Source organism: Streptomyces sp. Ag82_O1-12, from assembly GCF_900182715.1.
GTDB classification, from domain to species: domain Bacteria; phylum Actinomycetota; class Actinomycetes; order Streptomycetales; family Streptomycetaceae; genus Streptomyces; species Streptomyces massasporeus.
Genome location: NZ_FXUW01000001.1, coordinates 8277534 through 8296545, shown reverse-complemented (window position 1 = coordinate 8296545; position 19012 = coordinate 8277534). Strand labels below are relative to the sequence as shown.

The 19012-nt window shown below is 69.6% G+C and carries 17 protein-coding genes; 4 read left to right on the top strand and 13 right to left on the bottom strand.

The genetic code is table 11. From position 1 onward, the window contains the following. Positions 1 to 10 precede the first annotated feature (10 nt). The 10 genes from QOL88_RS37850 to QOL88_RS37805 form a co-directional block, all read right to left on the bottom strand. The gene (locus QOL88_RS37850; RefSeq protein WP_097222694.1) at positions 11 to 1480 is read right to left on the bottom strand and encodes a tryptophan 2,3-dioxygenase; all 1470 of its coding nucleotides are present in this window, start codon (positions 1478 to 1480) and stop codon (positions 11 to 13) included. Between the two features lie 7 nt (positions 1481 to 1487). Continuing rightward, positions 1488 to 1736: a ferredoxin gene (locus QOL88_RS37845; RefSeq protein ID WP_097222693.1), complete on the bottom strand. Its 249-nt coding sequence runs from the start codon at positions 1734 to 1736 to the stop codon at positions 1488 to 1490. After that, entirely contained in the window at positions 1726 to 3105 is a 1380-nt protein-coding gene (locus QOL88_RS37840; RefSeq protein ID WP_097222692.1) for a phenylacetate--CoA ligase family protein, read from the bottom strand. Before QOL88_RS37840 ends, QOL88_RS37845 begins: the two co-directional genes overlap by 11 nt. Further along, complete coding sequence (locus tag QOL88_RS37835; RefSeq protein WP_097222691.1) at positions 3102 to 4088, bottom strand: BtrH N-terminal domain-containing protein; 987 nt, start codon at positions 4086 to 4088, stop codon at positions 3102 to 3104. Before QOL88_RS37835 ends, QOL88_RS37840 begins: the two co-directional genes overlap by 4 nt. Next, positions 4075 to 4752: a hypothetical protein gene (locus QOL88_RS37830; RefSeq protein ID WP_097222690.1), complete on the bottom strand. Its 678-nt coding sequence runs from the start codon at positions 4750 to 4752 to the stop codon at positions 4075 to 4077. Before QOL88_RS37830 ends, QOL88_RS37835 begins: the two co-directional genes overlap by 14 nt. Then, positions 4749 to 5438 (bottom strand): class I SAM-dependent methyltransferase, encoded by a 690-nt coding sequence (locus tag QOL88_RS37825; RefSeq protein WP_097222689.1) that lies wholly within the window; start codon positions 5436 to 5438, stop codon positions 4749 to 4751. Before QOL88_RS37825 ends, QOL88_RS37830 begins: the two co-directional genes overlap by 4 nt. After that, positions 5431 to 7503 (bottom strand): molybdopterin-containing oxidoreductase family protein, encoded by a 2073-nt coding sequence (locus QOL88_RS37820; RefSeq protein WP_257028011.1) that lies wholly within the window; start codon positions 7501 to 7503, stop codon positions 5431 to 5433. Before QOL88_RS37820 ends, QOL88_RS37825 begins: the two co-directional genes overlap by 8 nt. Then, positions 7500 to 8537: a BtrH N-terminal domain-containing protein gene (locus QOL88_RS37815; RefSeq protein ID WP_097222687.1), complete on the bottom strand. Its 1038-nt coding sequence runs from the start codon at positions 8535 to 8537 to the stop codon at positions 7500 to 7502. The genes QOL88_RS37820 and QOL88_RS37815 overlap by 4 nt, the downstream gene beginning before the upstream one ends. Positions 8538 to 8585: 48 nt before the next feature. Further along, a complete protein-coding gene (locus QOL88_RS37810; protein WP_097222686.1) occupies positions 8586 to 9857 on the bottom strand; it encodes a TrpB-like pyridoxal phosphate-dependent enzyme in 1272 nt (423 codons plus the stop codon). Positions 9858 to 10273: 416 nt separating this feature from the next. Further along, the gene (locus QOL88_RS37805) at positions 10274 to 11215 is read right to left on the bottom strand and encodes a ParB/RepB/Spo0J family partition protein (protein ID WP_257028009.1); all 942 of its coding nucleotides are present in this window, start codon (positions 11213 to 11215) and stop codon (positions 10274 to 10276) included. Positions 11216 to 12114: 899 nt separating this feature from the next. Here QOL88_RS37805 and QOL88_RS37800 point away from each other — a divergent pair. Then, complete coding sequence (locus tag QOL88_RS37800; RefSeq protein WP_257028008.1) at positions 12115 to 12261, top strand: hypothetical protein; 147 nt, start codon at positions 12115 to 12117, stop codon at positions 12259 to 12261. Positions 12262 to 12302: 41 nt separating this feature from the next. On the opposite strand, the gene QOL88_RS37795 is transcribed toward QOL88_RS37800, so the two are convergent. Next, positions 12303 to 12662, bottom strand: coding sequence for a hypothetical protein (locus tag QOL88_RS37795; RefSeq protein WP_097222683.1), 360 nt, complete (start codon positions 12660 to 12662; stop codon positions 12303 to 12305). Between the two features lie 238 nt (positions 12663 to 12900). Here QOL88_RS37795 and QOL88_RS37790 point away from each other — a divergent pair, with 238 nt between their 5' ends. Then, entirely contained in the window at positions 12901 to 13179 is a 279-nt protein-coding gene (locus QOL88_RS37790; RefSeq protein ID WP_179879076.1) for a hypothetical protein, read from the top strand. Here QOL88_RS37790 and QOL88_RS37785 read toward each other — a convergent pair. Further along, the gene (locus QOL88_RS37785; protein WP_179879075.1) at positions 13166 to 14011 is read right to left on the bottom strand and encodes an RNA polymerase sigma factor SigF; all 846 of its coding nucleotides are present in this window, start codon (positions 14009 to 14011) and stop codon (positions 13166 to 13168) included. The genes QOL88_RS37790 and QOL88_RS37785 overlap by 14 nt on opposite strands. Positions 14012 to 14257: 246 nt before the next feature. On the opposite strand from QOL88_RS37785, the gene QOL88_RS37780 reads away from it, so the two are divergent. Next, positions 14258 to 16057 (top strand): S8 family peptidase, encoded by a 1800-nt coding sequence (locus tag QOL88_RS37780; protein WP_257028007.1) that lies wholly within the window; start codon positions 14258 to 14260, stop codon positions 16055 to 16057. Between the two features lie 90 nt (positions 16058 to 16147). On the opposite strand, the gene QOL88_RS37775 is transcribed toward QOL88_RS37780, so the two are convergent. Continuing rightward, the gene (locus tag QOL88_RS37775) at positions 16148 to 17344 is read right to left on the bottom strand and encodes a cytochrome P450 (protein WP_097222682.1); all 1197 of its coding nucleotides are present in this window, start codon (positions 17342 to 17344) and stop codon (positions 16148 to 16150) included. Positions 17345 to 17499: 155 nt separating this feature from the next. Here QOL88_RS37775 and QOL88_RS37770 point away from each other — a divergent pair, with 155 nt between their 5' ends. Continuing rightward, positions 17500 to 19005 carry an FAD-dependent oxidoreductase gene (locus QOL88_RS37770; RefSeq protein ID WP_097222681.1) on the top strand — a complete coding sequence of 502 codons (1506 nt, stop codon included), beginning with the start codon at positions 17500 to 17502 and terminating at the stop codon, positions 19003 to 19005. Positions 19006 to 19012: the final 7 nt, after the last annotated feature.

Sequence of the window (19012 nt, the reverse complement as noted above, 5' to 3'; positions counted from 1 at the left end):
GTCCGCGCTCCTACGGGTTCCGCTCGGCCGCACCGGACCGGAACGGCTGGTAGCTCTGCTCTTGCACCTGGGGGAAGTACTCGCGTGTCGCCTCGCCCACGACCCGCATCAGTTCGGAGTCGAGGGAGCTGGGATCGGTGATGAGCTTGACCATGGGCGAGTCCGGCACGGCGTTCGTCAGGGGCGTCCGACGTGCCCGGTGGAGTGTGGCCAGTGCGTGCTGGGCGTTGGCCGCGTCCCGCATCTTGTAGACCGCCTGGGGCCCGTCCGGGATGCCGATCATGGATTTGGTGCCGCCGCTGCCCAGGCAGTTGCGGGGCATGTGCAGATGTTCGTGGCGCCACTGCTGGTGGGCGGAGTGCAGCTTGAACGCCTGGTCGACCACGGTGTGCCGCAGCCAGCCTTCCGGGTCGTCGTGGCGGCGTGCGTCGATGTCCCGGACGGTCTCCTCCAGCGACGACCCGCCGAGCGAGCTCAGCCAGGCCTCGAGGTCGTTCCACATGTGCTTGAACAGATCCCGGAACATGTGCTGTTTGATCGACAGCGAGTGCGTACCGCTCGCGGGTCCCAGATTGGTCCGGAACTCGTGGTACTCCCCGGTGGCCAGGTGTTCGGCCATCACCCGCTGCGCGTCGACCACCGGGTCGAGCAGCTCCCGGCAGGCCGTCAGGTGCTGCGCCGCCCGGCTCAGCGCCGAGGCGCGGATGGCCCGGATCGCGACCTCGAGATGGTCGTTCGCCTCGGCGCAGAGGATCTCCGGGATCTGGTGGAGGGCGACGAACTCGCCGTGCAGGGTGTCCGCGTTCAGCTCGGTCGCGGCGACCGCGCGCGCCAGTGTCTCGGCGGAGATCAGCTCGTCGGTGCTCCGGCTCACCCCGATGGGTACGGAGGTGAGGTCGCTCTCCCACTTGGTGGCGTCGTGGCAGCCGACCCGGATGCCGTGCAGCACGCGGTACAGCGGGTCGTCGATGCTCTTGGTGGCGATGGTGGAGCGGGTCAGCTCGGGTGCGCCGGCCAGCAGCGAGCCCTTGGCGACGTCCTCCAGGCCGCGGAGCGCGTCGACGTAGGCCGCGTAGCCGGCGGACTCGGAGATGCTGACGGCCGTGGCCCCCGCGGACACGGCGGCTCCGTAGATGCCGCGGGCGCCGAACATCACCGTGCCGAGTCTGCGCAGCAGCCGGTGGAACCCGACGGCCCACTGGACGTAGCGGGACGCGGTCGGGATGTCGTCGGCCAGCAGGCATGCCTGGGTCCTGTTCGCCAGCCGGGCCAGGTTGAGCAGGCACACCTCGGACGCCTGGAGGACGGCGCACACCGTCGAGTCGTACGTGCCCTCCGGTACTCCTCGTGCGGCCCGCGCCTCGCCGAGCAGGTCGATGCGGTGCAGCTGGTCGTAGCTCTCGGCCACCGGTCCCAGTCCGGTCATCTGCCGTCGGCCGGCGCACATGCCGGCTTCCACTGGATCGTCCAGGCTTGGCATCGCGCCATCACTCCCCGCTGGGTTCCGCTGAGTACCGGATCGATTCGGTGGGGCAGGATTCGAAAGCGTCGAGGACCCGCTCGAGTTCGTCGGGTGTCTCGGGCTGTTTGCACACGTAGTGGACGTCGTTGTCGAGGTCCGCGTCGAAGTTGTCGGGCGCCAGGTCGTTGCAGAGCTTGCAGTCGATGCACGTGTCATCGATCTCGAAGCGCCCGTCGATCGGAATGCGCGTGGGAAGCGGCAGTTCAACCCTCACCGTCAGCCCCTCCTCCCCCGTAGGCACTGAAGTTGCGCATCGTCGGTTTGGCCGAGGTTCGCAGCGCCGTCTCGAACCGGTCGGTGTCCAGCACGCGGAATCGGGTGGCCGCTCCGAGGCGGTCACGGACTGCGGCCTCGATCGATTTCCGGGTCGCGTCGTCGGCGCCGGTCGGCGGCAGAGCGATCTGAAGGGCATCGCCGTCGATGTCGAAGGCGAAGTAGTACGGCTCGGTGGTCATGGCGCCCAGGACGATGTCCTCGACCTCCAGTTGGGAGGTCCAGCGCTCCCCGAGCGGGATCCGGTCGCCGATCCGGCCCCGGTGCTGCAGCCGGCGCAGCGGGGAACCGCAGGCGCACGGCGCCGCCTCGATCCGGCACACGTCACCGGTGCGGTACCGCAGCAGCGGCATGGCCCGGCTCGCCAGCGTCGTCACGGCCAGCTCACCGACGGAGCCGTCCGGCAGCCGCTCGCCGGACCCCGGATCGACCACCTCGAAGAACGTCCGTGTCTCGACCAGGTGCAGTGCGCGCTCGCGGCAGAACATGGCCAGCGTGTTGGTCTCGGTCATGCCGAACATCGAGTACGCGACGGCGTCCCACTGGTCGGCCAGGCGCCGCTTCTTGGCCGGCGACGCCCCCTCCCCCGCCATGAGGATCTTCGAGACGGCGAGGTCGCGCCGGGGGTCGATGCCCCGGCGGCGGGCGATCTCGCCGAGGAACAGGGCGCGCGTCCCGGAGCACACCAGGGTGGTGGTGCCGGACCGCAGGAGGGCGTCGACCATCCGGTCCGGGGTGCAGGACGGTGAGGCCGCGCCGAGCGGCACGATGGTGCAGCCGAGGATCTCGATCGCCCGGTCGAGGTCTTGGCCCACCCCGGCCAGCTCGTACGGGACGGCGATGGCCGCGACGTCCCGCTCGTCCAGGACGGCGGCCAGCAGCCCGGCGACGGTGAGGTTGTTCTCCAGCCAGTCCGCCATCGTGAAGAACGCGGCGATGGGGCGCCCGTTGCCGGTACCGGAACTCTCGTCGAACCGGATCACCTCACGCCTCGGCACGGCGAGCATGCCGAGCGGATAGGCGGCGGCGAGATGTTCGCGCGTCGTGAAGGGAAGGGCCTCGAAGGCGTGCGGACGGCCCTGCGCGACCGCTCGGGCGACCTCGGCCGGGACGAAGCCGGTGTAGAACGGTGAGTTGCGGCAGGCGTGCTCGACGGTCGCGGAGAGCGCCTGAGCGGCCCAGGCGTCGAGCGCCTGCCGGTCCAGCGAGGTGACCGTGGCGACCTTGCGCGCGATGTCGACGCGGGAGACGAGGGTGTCGCGGAGTGTGCCGCGCGGGTCGTGCCCGGCCGGCCGGGCGAGCGTGGTCATCGGGACGCCTCCTCCAGCCTCGCCATCGCCGTACGTTCCTCGGCCGCCAAGCTGCTGACGATCGAGGCGGCGTCGTCGAGTGAGCGCCGGGCGCCGGAGTCGTCGGCGTCGCGCAGCAGGTTCGCCACGTCCGTCCAGCGCTTGGCGATGCGGCGGTACTCGACGGCGAGCTCGTCGTAGGCCTCGACACCGGTCAGCTCGTGCGCCTCTTCCAGGAACTGCGCCCACAGCGTCCGGAAGAGTCCGCCGCCCGTGCCGCCTTCCTCCATGCTGGTGCCGACGGCGCTCATCGCCTCCACCGGCCGGTCGAGCTTGTCGTGCCATCCGCGCATCAGGGAGCCGGCCTTCGCGATCCCCTTGAATCCCATGTTGGTGATCGGCGGGCTCAGGAAGTCCTGTGCGGCGGCCAGGATCGAGGTGCGGCAGGCCTTCGCGAGGATCGACTCGTCGTACCCGCTCGGGTTCACCCGGACGGACAGGTGGCGCGAGGACATCGGTCCCTTGGCGGACCGGGCCCGGGCCATGCTCTCCCGCGATGTCGACCGGACGCCGAGCGACCGGGTCTCGACGACGACGAACCTGTCGTCCTCGTAGCCGATGCAGGCGACGTAGTGCGCGGCGAAGTGGTGGTTCTCCCGCGCGTAGTCGAGGTGGTAGCGGTCGAGCTTGAGGCCCACCACATCGCCCTCGTCGAGAGCCTCGATCAGCGTGGCCTCGGCCTTCGCCGGTGAGGACGTCTCCTGCGCCCGCAGCTCCAGACAGAGGGCGTCCGCCACGTTGCGCATGAGGTGGTCGGGTTTGACCCGGCCGGCGAGGAACGGGCTCGGCATCTGCTTCGAGTGCCAGTACAGGAACGACAGCCCCTGTCCCAGCCCGAAGATCAGCGGCTCGCTCAGCTCGATGTCGTGGTTGCGGAGCATGTTGAGCAGAGCGGTCGATTCGCAGTGTTCGCCGGAGTGCGGCGAGATCTCAATGACCGCCATCGCCGTGCCCCGTTCCGCCGCGCTGCGCCTCGTAGACGATCTCGAGCACGGAACCGCTGTCGTTGTTGCGCAGGTGGCCGTAGGTGTGGCCGAGCTCGTCGGCCTCGGTGAACGCGATGTTCTCGAGGTGGTCGACGTCCCGGTCGAGGACGTCCAGGAGGTAGCGGACGTCGGCGTCGGTGTGCACGTCGATGGCGACGTGCGACATGAGCCGTCCCCGTTCTCCGGCGGGGCGGTCCGCCCAGGGGCCGAACCGGCGGCAGGCGAACATCTCGATGACCCGTCCGTCGGTGAGGGCGATCGAGTTCCACCATCCCGGCGTGCCGTACTGCCGGGGCGAGATGTACGACGGCCCCATCTCGACGGCTGTGATCTCGCCGGACGCCCGGAGGTCGTTCAGGTGGGCGTTCCATCCGAACACCTCGTCGTCGTTGTCGTAGTCGCCCATGTAGATGCCGACGTGGTTGACACCGGCGAACTTCTCGACGACGTGCTCCGGCGCGTATCCGCACCAGGCCGACAGGTACTGTCCGCAGTCGAGGTCCCGCCAGGTGCTCGACGTCCGGAGGATCTCCTCCCAGGCCCGTCCGAAGCCGGCGCGGTCGGGGAAGCGCCCGTCGCGCGTGGCGGTGATGGCCGGCGAACTTCCCGCGAGTGCGTTCATGGCGCTTCCTTCCTGCCCGTGATGACGATCCCCATCTGCGCCTCCGTCACGACGGCCGTGTCGAGCGCGGTGCCGCGCAGCAGCTCTTCGATCTCGCTCTTGACGTACGCGGACCGGATCGAGGTGCGAAAGCCCGGGCGCATGTCGGCCGCGATGTTCGCCTTCATGAACTGGAACGTCGTCCGGTCGACGTCCCTGCGCAGATCGGAGACGCAGTACCGGCCGCCCGGCCTGAGCACGCGGTGCATCTCCGACAGGGCGGTCACCGGATCCGCCCATTCGTGCAGGGAGGACGCGCTGATGACGTGGTCGAAGCGGTCGTCCTCGAACGGCAGGGCCAGGACGGTGCCGCATTCGTAGGCGCACCGCTCGGCGACGCCGTAGCCGCCCGCGTTGATGCCCGCCCGCCGGAGCATCGCCGGTGAGATGTCGAGGCCGACGAGCCGGGCGGAGTCCTCGGCCTGGGTGAGCCATTCCAGGCCGAGGTAGCCCGGGCCGCATCCCAGCTCCAGGACCTCGCCGGTGGTGATCTCGGCGGCCAGGATGTCGTCGATCTTCTCCTGGAGCCAGCCGTTGTCCCGGATGTGACGCTGCATCTCGTCGTATTTGAGGGCCAGTTCGTCGCCCTGAAGGCCCTCGTCGGTCTCCGGCACCCGGGCGGCGACGGTGCCCCGCGCGCTAGCCACGGCCCGGCCCCAGCCGCCGTATTCCCACTGCTACACCTCTCATCGTCGCGCTCCCCATGTGCACGTCGGAACGGTCGTTGTCCGTCAGGAGATTGACCGAGGATCTGAGCGAGGCGTCGACCGAGGACTCGCCCGGATACCACCAGCCGGCGTCCGCCATCACGACGTTCGGTGCGACGGAGTCGGAGATCTTGACCGTCATGCGCACCCCGCGCGCACCGGCCCGCGTGAAGAGGTCCACCTCTTCGCCGTCCGTCAGCCCTTCCCGCTCGGCGGTGTCCGGATGGACGGTCACCCGCGCCGTGCTCTGGCTGCGCGAGGTGGTCGGGAGTTGATGGAACTCGGTGTTGTAGAACTGGCGCGGATGGGCGCTGGTCATCACGTACGGGAGGGCCTGGTCGGTTTCCGGCGGGCGCCGGAAGACCGGGAACGCCTTGTAGCCCATGGCCCGCAGCCCGTGGTTCATCAGGTTCACGCGTCCGGACCGGGTACGGAATCCGCCGTCGCGGTACTTGTGGTACCGCTTCTCGTTCCGGATGTAGCCGATCTTCGTGAACTGTTCCCAGGTGAGGTCGATGCCGGCCAGCTTGGCGTCGAGAGCGGCTTCCAGCGAGGGGAAGAAGTGCTCGCCCAGGCCGAGCCGTTCGGCGAGCTGGAGGATGATCTCCTCGTCCGACCGGCAGCCGTCGACCGTGGCGATCTTCTGCCGGGCCGCGATGTAGGAGTTGAACTCGACGATCTGGTCCCGCTCCAGCCAGCTCGACGTCGGCAGGACGACGTCGGCGTACCGGGCGGTCGGCGTCATGAACAGGTCGCACACGACGATCAGGTCCAGCTTGCTCATCGCCTCGCGGACGAGCCCGGTGTTCTCGTGCGAGGCCAGCATGTTGCTGCCGAAGATCAGCATGGAGGTGATCGGGTACGGCGCGCCGGTCACGATGGCCTCGTGCAGGTCTCCCGGCGCGACCCAGCCGGACATCGAAAGGATCTTGTGTTTGTCGCCGCCGATCCGCTTCTTCGCCTGCTCCTCGGGGAGCAGGTCCGAGCGGGGGAAGGCACGCCGGCCCTCGATCGGCATCGGCTCCCAGATCACGTCGCCGCCGGGGGCGTCGATGTTTCCGCAGATCGCGGCGAGGATGGCGATGGCGCGGTGGGCGTCGAAGGAGTTCTCGTTCTGCGACAGACCGGTTCCGGCCTCGATGCAGGCCCGGGCGGCGAGGGCGTAGGAGCGGGTGGCTTCGTGGATGAGCTCGGGCGTGAGTCCGGTGATCCGCGCGACCCGCTCGATGTCGTACGCCTTCACGTGCGCGGCGAGTTCGTCGAACCCGGAGGTGTGCGCGGCGACGAAGTCGTGGTCGTACCAGCCTTCGTCGATGACGGTCTTGATCATGCCGAGGGCCAGTGCGCAGTCGGTGCCCGGCTGGATCGCCAGGTGCAGGCTGGAGCGTGCGGCGGTCTGCGTACGTCGCGGATCGACGGTGATGACACGGCTGCCGCGTTCGACGGCTCCCAGCAGCTTGACGCCGATCACGCCGTCCGAGTGGGTGCTCGGCTTGTTGCTGCCCCAGAGCAGGACGACTTCGGGGTCGCCGTCGTAGTCGCAGAAGGTGAAGGCGCCGTACGTCATGATCGAGGCCATGACCCGCGGGTAGAAGCACACGTGTGCCGGACCGACCACGTTCGGCGTCCCGATCGCGTTGGCGAGCCGGAACACCCATTCCTGGTAGTTGCGGTCGGTGCCCTGGCCGAGGACGACGGACTCGGGTCCGTGCCGGCCGATGGTCGCGGCGAGCTCGCCGGCGATCCGGTCGAGGGCGGCTTCCCAACTGACCGGCTCGAACGTCCCCGAGCCGCGCGGGCCGGTCCGCATCAGCGGTGTCGTCAGCCGGTCCGGGCTGCGCAGCAGGTCGAGTGAGGCCTTGCCCTTGATGCAGAAGTAGCCTTCGCTCGTGGGATTGTCCGGGTCGCCGTGGATGTCGGTGGGGACGCCGTCGGTGAGCTCGACCACGGCGCCGCAACCGCCGTGGCACATACGGCAGATGGACCTGGCCCGGGTGATCGTCAAGCCGACTCACCCGCCCGCTTGGCGGCCGAGACGAGCAGCCTTTCGAAGGCGGCCTGTTCGGCGTCGGCGATCGCGTGCAGCCGGGACGCGACGGCTTGAAGTCGCCCTCGCCCGTCGTCCGCGCCGCGGTAGGCCATCAGCAGGTCGATCGCCTGGTCCCACTGCCGCTCCACGTCACCGAAGTCCTCGACGAACGGGTCGAGTTCGGGGTCGTCATACCGCTGCCGGGCCTCCAGCAGGAACTCGCGGTAGAGCTTGCGGAAGTTCGCTCCGCCGGTTCCCGCGAAGCGCCAGAAGCGCCCGACCCCCGGCACCGAGTCGTCCGGGGAGGCGAGGGTGTCGCTCCATCCGGCGATCTCGGAAGCGGCCCGGCGCATGGCGCGGAGACCGAATCGGGGTCCGCGGTCCTCGGTCATCCGCTCCGCGGTCAGCCGGACGGCGTTCCAGATCTGTTCACGCAGGACCGCGTCGGTGTCGGTGATCAGACGCTCCGGCGGCTTCTCGACGTACAGGTGCAGGTGGGGCGACGGCATGAAGCCTTCGTCGGAAGCGCGGGCTCGGCGCAGCGACTCCGTCGGAAGGGTCTGTGCCCCTCCCTGCTGATCGGTGTCGACGACGTGGGCGAGGGAGTCGTCGAGCCCGTACACCGCGATGTAGTGCGACGCGAAATGACTGCGGGACGAAAAGTAGTCGAGGTGGAAGATGTCGACGGACACTCCCACGACGTGGCCCGCGGCCAGCAGTTGCGCCGCTGTGGCGGAGGCCGATTCCGGGTCGGGTGACCGCGATTCACGCAAGGTCACCCCCAGGGCCGCGCAGGCGTTGCGGGACAGCAGGGCAGGCTCGATCCGACCGGTGAGCATCGGCGTGCCGCGAGCAGGATCCGGAGCGTCCCAGTATTGGAAGTCGATCCCCTGGCCGAGGCCGAACAGCATGGCTTCGGATATACCGGCGCCGGCATGGTGGAGCATGTTGCGGAGGGTGGTCGTCTCGCAATGAACGCCGTGCTGGGGCTGAAATGTCGCCAAGCGCATATGGCTTCCCAATCGCATGGTGCGAAGATGCCGTGAACGATGGTGCGGCTATGCGTCGAGCAGGACTTCGTTGTATCCCTGCAGATCGAGGAATCCGGAGCCGCTGGCCAGGACCACGATCACCGGTTCGGCGTTTTCCGCGTCGGCCTTCGCCACGACGTCCAGGGCCGCGGCGACCGCGTGGCCGGCCTCGGGGGCGAGCAACAGGCCTTCGGTCTGCAGCAGGAGCCGGCTGGCCTCCAGGGCCGTCCGCTGGTCGAAGGCGACGGCGTCCAGGACGCCCTCGTGCCGGAGCAGGCTGACCAGGGCGGAGCTGTGGTGGTTGCGCAGGCCGCCGACGTGGTTGGGCGGGGGGATGAAACTCTCCCCCATCGTGTAGCCCAGCACCTCGGGCGTGTAGCCGCCCAGGTCGGTGCGGCCGTACGCGTAGACGCCCTGGGTGAGCCGGGGCGCCGCCGTGGATTCCGCGGCGAGGAAGCGGAGGTCGGCCCCGTCGGCCTTGGCCCGCAGGTGAGGGCCGATGAGACCGCAGAGGTTGCTTCCGCCACCCGAGCACGCGATGAGGTGGTCGCCGCGCCCGTCGACGCCCAGGTCCTCGCCGTGGGTCGTCTTGAGCTGCTGGGCGACCTCGAGCCCCAGCAACGTCTGATGGAGGTAGACGTGCGGCATCCCGCTGCCGGCGAGGTACGCGGCGGAGGGGTCGCCCAGGGCGTGCTCGATCGCGTCGCTGATCGCGGTGCCGAGGCTGCCGGGGTGGCCCGGGTTCTCCCCGAGGATCTTTCGTCCGATCGCCGTGCGGGTCGACGGCGACGGCCGTACCTCGGCCCCCAGGAGTTCCATGTAGTGACGCCGGTAGGGCTTCTGCTCGAGCGAGCACCTCACCATGAAGATCTCGGCCCGCAGGCCGAACATCTTCGCCGCCAGCGCGACGCTCATCCCCCATTGACCCGCCCCGGTCTCGGTGACGAGGGTCGTCCGCCCCTCCTCGGCCGCGTAATACGCCTGAGCTATGGCGGTGTTCAGCTTGAAGCTGCCGGTGGGAAGGACGTCTTCACGCTTGAGGTAGATTCTCGCGCCGGTACCGAGATACTTCTCGAGTCGGTGCGCCCGGTGCAACGGTGTCGGCCGGCCGCATTGCCGCAGCAACTCCAGGACCGGTTCGGGAATGGCAATCCATTGCTCGCCCGAACCGTTTTGCTCGACGAGGACTCGCGGCCGAATTCTGGCCGATATCTCTGCGGCCGTGGGGCTTCCGGAATCCCTGACTTCGGGCATGGGTCCCGGTAGATCCGCCAGGAAGTTGTACCAATGGGTCGGCATCCCCGGTAAGGATGAACCGTCACGAACAATGTGTTGAGGCACGGGTGACTGCTCATGCCCAACATGGCCAGGACTATACGAAGTCACGTTCCCCCCGCACCCCCGCTTCAAAATTGTGTGAGTCACAGTACAAACCGTTCGGGCACCGCGCAACCGTTTGAACTCAAGTCGTACATTCAACAAATACCGCAGGCTTCAGAAAGGCTTTTCTGTCCCCCACCAGGAGCCACGCCGGCTCGATCAGACACCGGGAGACAGCTCGGAGCGCGTCGGCGAATAGGCCCCGAGTGCGCCAAATCTGATGCGCCGGCGCTTCACGCAACGTCCGCGAGAATCCAGGAGATGATCTCGACGGAAAAACCGGAGGCGACAAATCCGAGGCGTCGGCAACGGCGTTCGATGAACCGGCCGGACATCTATACGTCAGCTTCCCGGGAATTGATCCGTTCCGTCAACGATTCCGCCAGGAGCTGCCAGCTCTCGGCGTGGTGCCGTGCCAGCTCGGCGATCAGAGGTGCGCAGTGGATCGGGATGCTGCTCGCCATCGCCGCCCAGTCGTGCGGCTGCGTGGCCGAGGGGTCCAGGGTCCGCAGCAGCTTCCGGCCCACCTCGGTGAACCGGAGCGAGGGATCGGCGCGCAACCGCCGCACGGCCAGTGCCAGGTCCGCGCTCCCCGCCTTGGGACGTTTCACGAGGGCGGGGCGGCCGGCCCCGGTCTCCCGGACCGGCCCGGCGCCCGGCTGCTCCGTCGGCGGTGGCTCACCTCGAAGTGCGCGGGCCCGCTTTCGCGCGTCCTTCGCCGTGGTGAGCGAGATGCCCGCGGCACGCGCCACCTCCTGCGCGGACGCGTCGGGATGCGCGGTGAGGTGGGCCAGCGCGCGACTGCGGCCTTCCGTCGCCGCGAGGGGGTAGGCCACCCCGTCCCGCCCCAGTCGCACCGCGGTCGGGTGCGGAAGTTCCGCACCCGACCGTCGCCTGAGTGCCGCGACGGTCTTGTCCGACAGGCCGACGACCCCCGCCAGCCGCCGGTCGGACCACTCCGGGAAGTCGGCGAGCATGTGCAGGGCCGCGGCCTTGCGGTCGGCGAGGGAGAGCGGCAGTCCGTGGTTGCTGTTCAGCTTGACCGCGAGCACGAAGGCCTCGCGCTCATCGCCGTTGAAGAGCACGGCGCTGATGTGCGTGGCGCCGCTGTTCTCCACCGCCCTGAGCCGGTGCACACCGTCGATGACGGTCATCGTCTTCCGGTGGATGACGATCGGCGGCAGTTCGGAGCACACTTCGGCGAGCGCGTCGATGTGCCGTGGATCCTCCCCGGCCGTACGTAGTGAGCCCCCGACCATGATTCTGCTGATCGGCACCTGGGTGATCTCCGATAAACGTCCGCCCAGATGCGGATCCGGGCGGCGTACGTGCTGCCGTATCGGTTTCTGTACGGATGCGGAGATGTGGTCCATCACTCTTCCTCCTCAGCAACTCCCAGTGGGCCCACCGACTGTCGTGCGACTCATCCGCTTGCGGATGTCGTCAGGCAGCGCGGCGAACCACGGGCCGAGGAAAGGCAGAGCCGTCATGGTCCATCGGAAAGGTGAACAACATCGAGTCTCCCCCGTGACGCAATGCCGAGAACCGACTCCCGAACCCTGGCAGGAGGATCGGATCGGTGCAAGGCTTCTGTCATACCGTCCTGTCGAGGAAGCCCTCCCATTCTTGATCGCTGATCGAGGGGCGGACCGGAGTGCAAAGCTCCCCCGCGGGCGGAATGAGCCGCTCCCCGTGAGCGGACGGAGAAATCCCCGCAGTTGGCCGCATGATCTCCCTTCGCCTTCCGGACCACGCGGCCGGTTCTCTTGGCCTGCGTGAAGTGCAAAGACGAGATCATGGAAGCGACGGAAGCCGACGATTCACAGGTAGTGTCGCGCAACCCCGAAAAAGTTCAAAATTCGACCAGTACTCCGCCTGCTTCGGTGGTTGCTCTCCCGGTGAATTCACCTGCCACATACAGCGGCCAGATCGTCAGAACGATCCAGGAGCCGGGGACCTGCCTGTCTCCCTGATGGCGCTCGCGGCCTCATGATGTCGCAGGTGGGGCTGACGGCGGGTGCCGGGGCGCTGTGCCGGGGTTGAGCCCCTGTGCGCCCCGCCGGCGCCCTCCCGTTCGGGTACGGGACGGCGCACGGTCGAGCGCATGGGGGTCGGCGGGGAAGCGTGTGAGGGTCGCGGGGACGGCACGGACTGCCCGAACGGGGAGGTGCTCGACGTGAGGGCGGACGGCCCCCGGTGCGAGGAGTGCCGGCACCACTGGGAGTTGGACGCGACCGAGCCGGAACGCAGGGTGGTGGAGGACGAGGGGCCGACGCGGCCACTGGGCGCTCCCGGCGAGGCCGGTCACGGCAGCGCCGCGTAGAGCCGCCCTTCACGGTTGTGCGCTGCCGGCACGGCCGCCGGTCAGTGGTCGGAGTAGCTGAAGTCGCCCACGGTCCAGGCGCTGATGTCCTCGATCGCGACGCGGAACATGCCGCCCGTCTCCGGGATTCCCACGGTGCCTTGCAGAATCCGCGCGACATGGAAGTGCAGATGCGTGGGCGGGCCGTCCTCCTTCGGCGGGGTTTCGAAGACGGCGGAGAACTCACCCAGGCGGGCGGAGTCCGTCAGCACCTCCGACACCCTCTGCCGCCACATGGCTTCGGGAGCCAGTCGACCGGTGATGACGGCACCACCGGTGACCACGGTCAGGGACATCTGGCTGCTCTGCCCGGATTCCACACGGGCGGCGATGTCAACGATCAGCTCGTCAGGCTTCGGCATGAGAGCAAATTGTATGCGCCGAGTCGCCGGGTTGGTTCGAGTGGTGCCGCCAACGGGCCGGACAGGCGCCCAGAGGGCCCCTCCGAGGTCGGCGACAGCACGGGGCCGCGTGGGGCAGATGGTTGCACGGGCCCCGCCTGCCCGACCCCCTGGGTCCGCCCGCCGGCCCGCGGAAACGGGGGGCCGGCGGGCGGATCGCCGTGCGACTCGGCGCCAGCCGACCGGCGTCAGCCGAGCGGTGCGTGGTGTCCCGCAGGACGGCCGGCGCGGCCCCGTACATGCGGGCCGTGATGGTGCCGAGGGTGTCGCCGGCCTGCCCCAGCTGAGCCTGGGCGGGTTCGACGGCGGTCGCCCGGACGGCCTCCAGGGCTACGGATTCGGCCGTTCCCTCGCCGTGGCCGACCTGCACCGGGACGGACCGGCGGACCCCCAGCGGGAGAACACCCGGTTCGCGGCAGAGGCCTCCTCGGATGATCTGGCGCCCCGCGCCGTGGGCCGCGGAGTCAGCTTTCGGTGAGCATGCCCTCGCGCAGCCGGGCCAGGCAGCGCGAGAGCAGGCGGGAGACGTGCATCTGGGAGACGCCGAGGCGTTCGCCGATCTGGGCCTGGGTGAGTTCTTCCGCGAAGCGCATGTGGATGATCTGCCGGTCGCGTTCGTCGAGCGCGGCGATCATCGGGGCGAGTGCGTGGAAGTCCTCCACGAGTTCGAGGGCACGGTCGTCGGCGCCGATGAAGTCCGCCAGGGCCGTCTCGCCGTCCTCGCTGCCGCCGATCGCCGCGTCCAGGGAGGTGGAGTTGTAGCCGTTGGAGGCCAGCCGGGCCTCCCTGACCTCGTCCTCGGGCAGGCTCATCAGCTCCGACAGTTCCTTCACCGTCGGGGTGCGGCCCAGACGGCTGCGGAGTTCCTCGGTGGCGCGGGCGAGTTGGACGCGGGCCTCCTGCAGCCGGCGCGGGACGTGCACGGCCCAGGTGGTGTCGCGGAAGAACCGCTTGATCTCGCCGACGATGTAGGGGATGGCGAAGGAGGTGAACTCCACCTCGCGGGTCAACTCGAACCGGTCGATGGCCTTGATCAGGCCGATCATGCCGACCTGGACGATGTCCTCCATCTCCTCCGGCCCACGGCTGCGGAACCGCCCCGCCGCGAAGCGGACCAGGGACATGTTCATCTCGATCAGCGTGTTCCGCGCGTACTGGTACTCGGGTGTGCCCTCCTCCAGCGCCGCGAGCTGGTCGAAGAACAGACGCGTCAGCTGCCGGGCGTCCTTCGGTGCCATCCGCGAGGGCTCGGCGACCTCCGGCAGCCCCTCCACGTTCGTGTCCGTCTTCGCCGTAGTCACTGTCGCCACGATGCTTCCCTCCCCTATAGCTGCACGCTGCCGGCCTCCCGCGGGCTGACGAACGCGCGTGTACCCCGGCATGTACAGAGCATGCCCCCTGTGCGATCCGGAGTGAAGTCACCTACTTGTCCCCCCTGACGATCAAAGCGCCGCAGACCCTTCCCTTGTCATGCCCTCATCTGAAATCTTGCGTCGACCCATTCGACCCACGGCCCGGCGGGCACCACCCCTCGCCCCGGGCTCTCGGAGGATGCTGTGACAACCCCCCGCACATCCCAGCGCCGTCTCAGACGGTCGCTGCTGTCCGTCGCCGCTGCCGGAGCGGCCCTCGCGCTCGCCACGCCCGCCGGAGCGGCCGACGTGGACACCGGCCTTCCGCCCGGTCCGGGCGCGGCCCGCGCCGCCGTGCCTGCCCAGACTGCCGCCGGAACCCGCTCCTACCTCGTCATCACCGCTCCCGGCGACACCTCCGCCGCCCGCAACGCCGTCGCGGCGAACGGCGGTTCGGTCTTCGCGTACTACGACGCGATCGGCGTCGTGGTCGCCCACTCCTCGTCGGCCGGCTTCGCCGCCGCGATGCGCTCCGTCGCGGGCGTGCAGAAGGTGGGTGCGACTCGCACCTCGGACGTCCCCGCCGACGCCTACTCCCCCACCCTGCCGAACGCTCCCGGGCAGTCGTCCACGACGCTCACCGAGACCGCGCGGTGGGACATGACCAGGATCAACGCCGACAAGGCCTGGGCCGTCAGCACCGGCTCGCCGTCCGTCACGGTGGGCGTCCTCGACACCGGAGTGGACGACCGGCACCAGGACATCGCACCCAACTTCGACACGGCGGACTCCGTCTCCTGCGCCTACGGCAAGGCCGACACCCGGGCCGGCGCCTGGCGTGACGTCGGCAGCCACGGCACCCACGTCGCGGGCACCATCGCCGCCGCGAAGAACGGCAAGGGCGTGGTCGGCGTCGCGCCGGGCGTGAAGATCGCGTCCGTGCGCGTGGCGGAGCCGAGTACCAGCATGTTCTTCGCCGAGAACACCATCTGCGGCTTCATGTGGGCCGGTGACCACGGCTTCGACGTCACCAACAACAGTTATTACACGGACCCCTGGATGTTCAACTGCCCCGACGACCCGGACCAGGCGGCCATCATCGAGGGTGTGCGCCGGGCGCAGGAGTACGCGGAGGGCAAGGGTTCGCTCCAGGTCGCGGCAGCGGGCAACTCCACCTACGACCTGGCGAACAAGCGCAGCGACAGCTCCAGCCCGAACGACTCCACCCCCGTCAACCGCACCATCACCAACGCCTGCGTCGACATCCCGACGGAGCTGCCGGGCGTGGTGACCGTCGCGGCGATGGGCAACGGGAACATCAAGGCGTCGTACTCCAACTTCGGCCGGGACGTCATCGACGTCGCGGCGCCGGGCGGCGACGGAGCCTACGGCGTCTACTCGACGCTCCCCGGCGGCAAGTACGGGAACATGAACGGCACGTCGATGGCATCGCCGCACGTCGCCGGTGTCGCCGCGCTGCTGAAGAGTACCGATCCGGCCGCCACCCCCGCTGATCTGCGTGCGCGGCTGGGAACCCAGGCCACGGACACCGCGTGCCCGTCCGACATCCGCTGCACCGGCACCACGGCGAAGAACGCCTTCTTCGGAGAGGGCCAGGTCGACGCGCTGAAGGCCGTCGGTGGCACCACGCCGCCGCCCGGCCGCTCCTTCGAGAACACCGCCGACGTCACCGTCGCCGACAACGCCACGGTGGAGTCGCCGATCACCGTGACCGGTGTGACGGGCAACGCCCCGGCCGCGCTGAAGGTCGGTGTGGACGTCAAGCACACGTACCGCGGCGACTTGGTGCTGTCCCTCGTCGCCCCCGACGGCTCGGTCTACTCCCTGGAGGACTTCGCCGACGGCGACAGCGGGGACGACGTGGTGAAGACGTACACGGTGGACGCTTCGTCGGAGACCGCGTCCGGTACGTGGAAGCTGCGTGTGCGCGACATCGCGACACAGGACACCGGGCGGATCGACGCCTGGAACCTCACCTTCTAGCAGGAGGCTTCCACCGAGTCCGTGAACTCCTCGCGGCAGGGGGGCGTCAGCACCTCGCCGCGAGGAGCAGGACCGGAGCTGCCCGCGCCCTCACCACGTCACGGGCAGCTCCAGGGGGAAGCGCCGGATCGTCCGGGTGTCCCAGGGCACGTCCTGGGCCGGTACGGCCAGCCGCAGTCGGGGAAGGCGGGTGAACAGGACCCCGATCGCGGCCTTCAGCTCCGCGACGGCGAGGGTGCTGGCGACGCAGTGGTGGCCGCCCCAGCCGAACGTCATATGAGGGTGCGACGCACGGTCGACGTCGAGGGCATCGGGGTCCGCGAACACCTCCGGATCCCGGTTGGCCGCCAGATAGGAGACGTGCACGAAGTCACCGGCGCGGATCAGCACTCCTTCGAGCTCCACGTCCTCCAGTGCGACGCGCGGGATGCCGACGCCCTTGCGGAAGGGGATGTGCCGCAGGAGTTCGTCCAGCAGCCGGGGAAGCTGTTCGGGGCTGCGCCGCAGCAGTTCGTGGAGCTCGGGGCGGGTCAGCAGGGTGTAGGCGATGTTGCTGATCTGGCAGGTGGCCGTGTCGTTGCCGCTGAGGATGAGGGTCAGTGCCAGGACGGCCAGCTCGTCGTCGCTCAGGGGCTCCTCCTCTTGATCGCCGGCGGCCATGGTGGTGATGAGGTCGCTGCCCCCGTCCTTGCGGCGTTCGGCGACGAGCGTGGTGAAGTAGGCGCGCAGGTGCTGCTTGGCTTCGGCCGCCGTCTGCCGGGCTTCGGGCGCGGTGGTCAGCATCTGCTGGGTGAGGCGCAGCATGAGCGGCCGGTCCTGGACGGGTACGTCCAGCAGGGCGCAGATGGTGTGGTTGGGCAGCGGCTCGGACAGGCCACGGGCCAGGTCGGCCGGCGGGCCCTGCTCGATCATCTCGTCCACGAGCCGGTGGGCCACCTCTTCGATGGCCGGCGTCATGCGTTTCACGCTGCTCTGGGTGAAGGCCCGGGCGGCGGCGTGGCGCAGCCGGGTGCCGCGCGGCGGGTCCATGACGTTGATCGATTCCGGGGAGACGATCGGCTCGGGAGTCATCCGGGGGTAGTCGCGGCCGACGATGGCGGCTCGGCTGAACCTGGGGTCGGTCGTCACCTGACGTACGCCGTCGAAGGTGGTGACCAGCCACGCCTCGGCTTCGCCGTAGGAGAGCCGGATACGGCTGACCGGGCCGCGGGCCATGAGCTGGGCGAGGGACGGGTCGAACTCGAGTTGCTCGCTGTAGTCGAAGGGGCAGGTGGCGGTGTGAGCCATGTGTGCTCCTGAGCTCGTGCGGTGGTGCGGCCATGTGGGCGGAACCGGTGGGCACGGGCCACGGCCGCCCCGCCCGTGGGGGACATTTCGCATAGTGCGGCAGAGCGCCGCTCCATGCATCCAGTGCCGGGGCAGACGGCAGAAAGCAGGCAGACGTGCCCGATCCCACCTCTCGGACACCGCAGAAGCCGACCGTCGACGTGCTGGTCGTCGGCGGCGGACCGACTGGCCTCACCCTCGCCTGCGACCTGGCCAGGCGCGGCGTGCGGACCCATGTCATCGAGGCGAGCGACCGGCTCCCCGCCGGTTCACGCGGCAAGAGCCTTCAGGCCCGCACGCTGGAGGCGTTCGACGACCTCGGCGTCATCGACGCGGTGCGGGCCGCCGGCGCCCCCTTCCCTCCCATGCAGACCTGGCGCGACGGCGAGCGCGGGGGCGAGTGGTGGCTGATCGAACCGGATCCGGAGGCGCCGGTTTCGCGTCAGCCGCAGCAGTGGCTGATCCCGCAGTGGCGCACCCAGGAGATCCTGCGCGATCGCCTGCTGGAACTGGGCGGAACCGTGGAGTGCGGTGCCCGGCTCGTGTCCCTGACGCAGACGGACACGCACGTGACGGCCGAGGTGGAGCGGTCCGACGGCGGCCGTCGCCTGATGACGGTGCCTTACCTGGTGGGCGCCGACGGCAGCCACAGCTCGGTTCGCGAGTCCCTCGGCATCGCCATGAAGGGCGAGGACCGCGGGCTGCGGTCGGCGGTGGTGGCGGACGTGCGCGTGCGGGGCCTGGACCGCGATCACTGGCACATCTGGCCCGACGACCCGCCGGGTGAGCTGCTGCTGTGCCCGCTGCCGGGCACCGCCGACTTCCAGCTGAACGCCAAGATCACGGGCGATGAGTTCACCGCGACGGCCGAGACCGTGCGCAGCCTGGTCGCCGAGCGGACCCACCTGCCCCCGGACGCCGTCACCGAGGTGCCGTGGAGCTCGTTCTACCGGCCGCGCACCGCGATGGCCGAACGCTTCCGCCAGGGGCGGGTCTTCCTCGCCGGGGACGCCGCCCACCTGCACCCGCCCGGCGGTGGCCAGGGGCTGAACATCGGCGTGCAGGACGCCTACAACCTCGGCTGGAAGCTCGGCCAGGTCATCGGCCGCGGTGCCCCGGTCACGCTGCTGGACAGTTACGAAGCCGAGCGCCGGCCCGCCGCGGCGGGCGTCCTGGACCTCAGCACCCGCCTGTACCGTGCCGGCCGCAAACCCGAGGACGGCGGGCAGTCACGCTTGCGGGGGCGGGTCTGTCACCTGCTGTCGGTGCACTACCGCGACAGTGAGCTCTCGACCGACGCCCGCGCACTGGGTTCCCCGACGGGGGTCCGGGCCGGCGACCGGGCGCCCGACCTCCCGTGCGTCACCGCCGACGGCGCCTGCCCGAATCTCTTCGGCCTGCTGAGGGGCCCGGACTTCACCCTGCTGGCGGTGAACTGCGCACCGCCCCGTGCGACACCGGGTGTCCGCACGCATCACGTGACGGGCGGACCGCTCGCCGAGGAACTCGGCACCGGGCTGTTCCTCATCCGCCCCGACCACCACATCGCACTGGCCGCCGACAGCCCGGAGCATGTCGGCCGCTACCTGGCGCGGATGGGTCTGATGAGCAGCGCGGGCTAGACGGTCG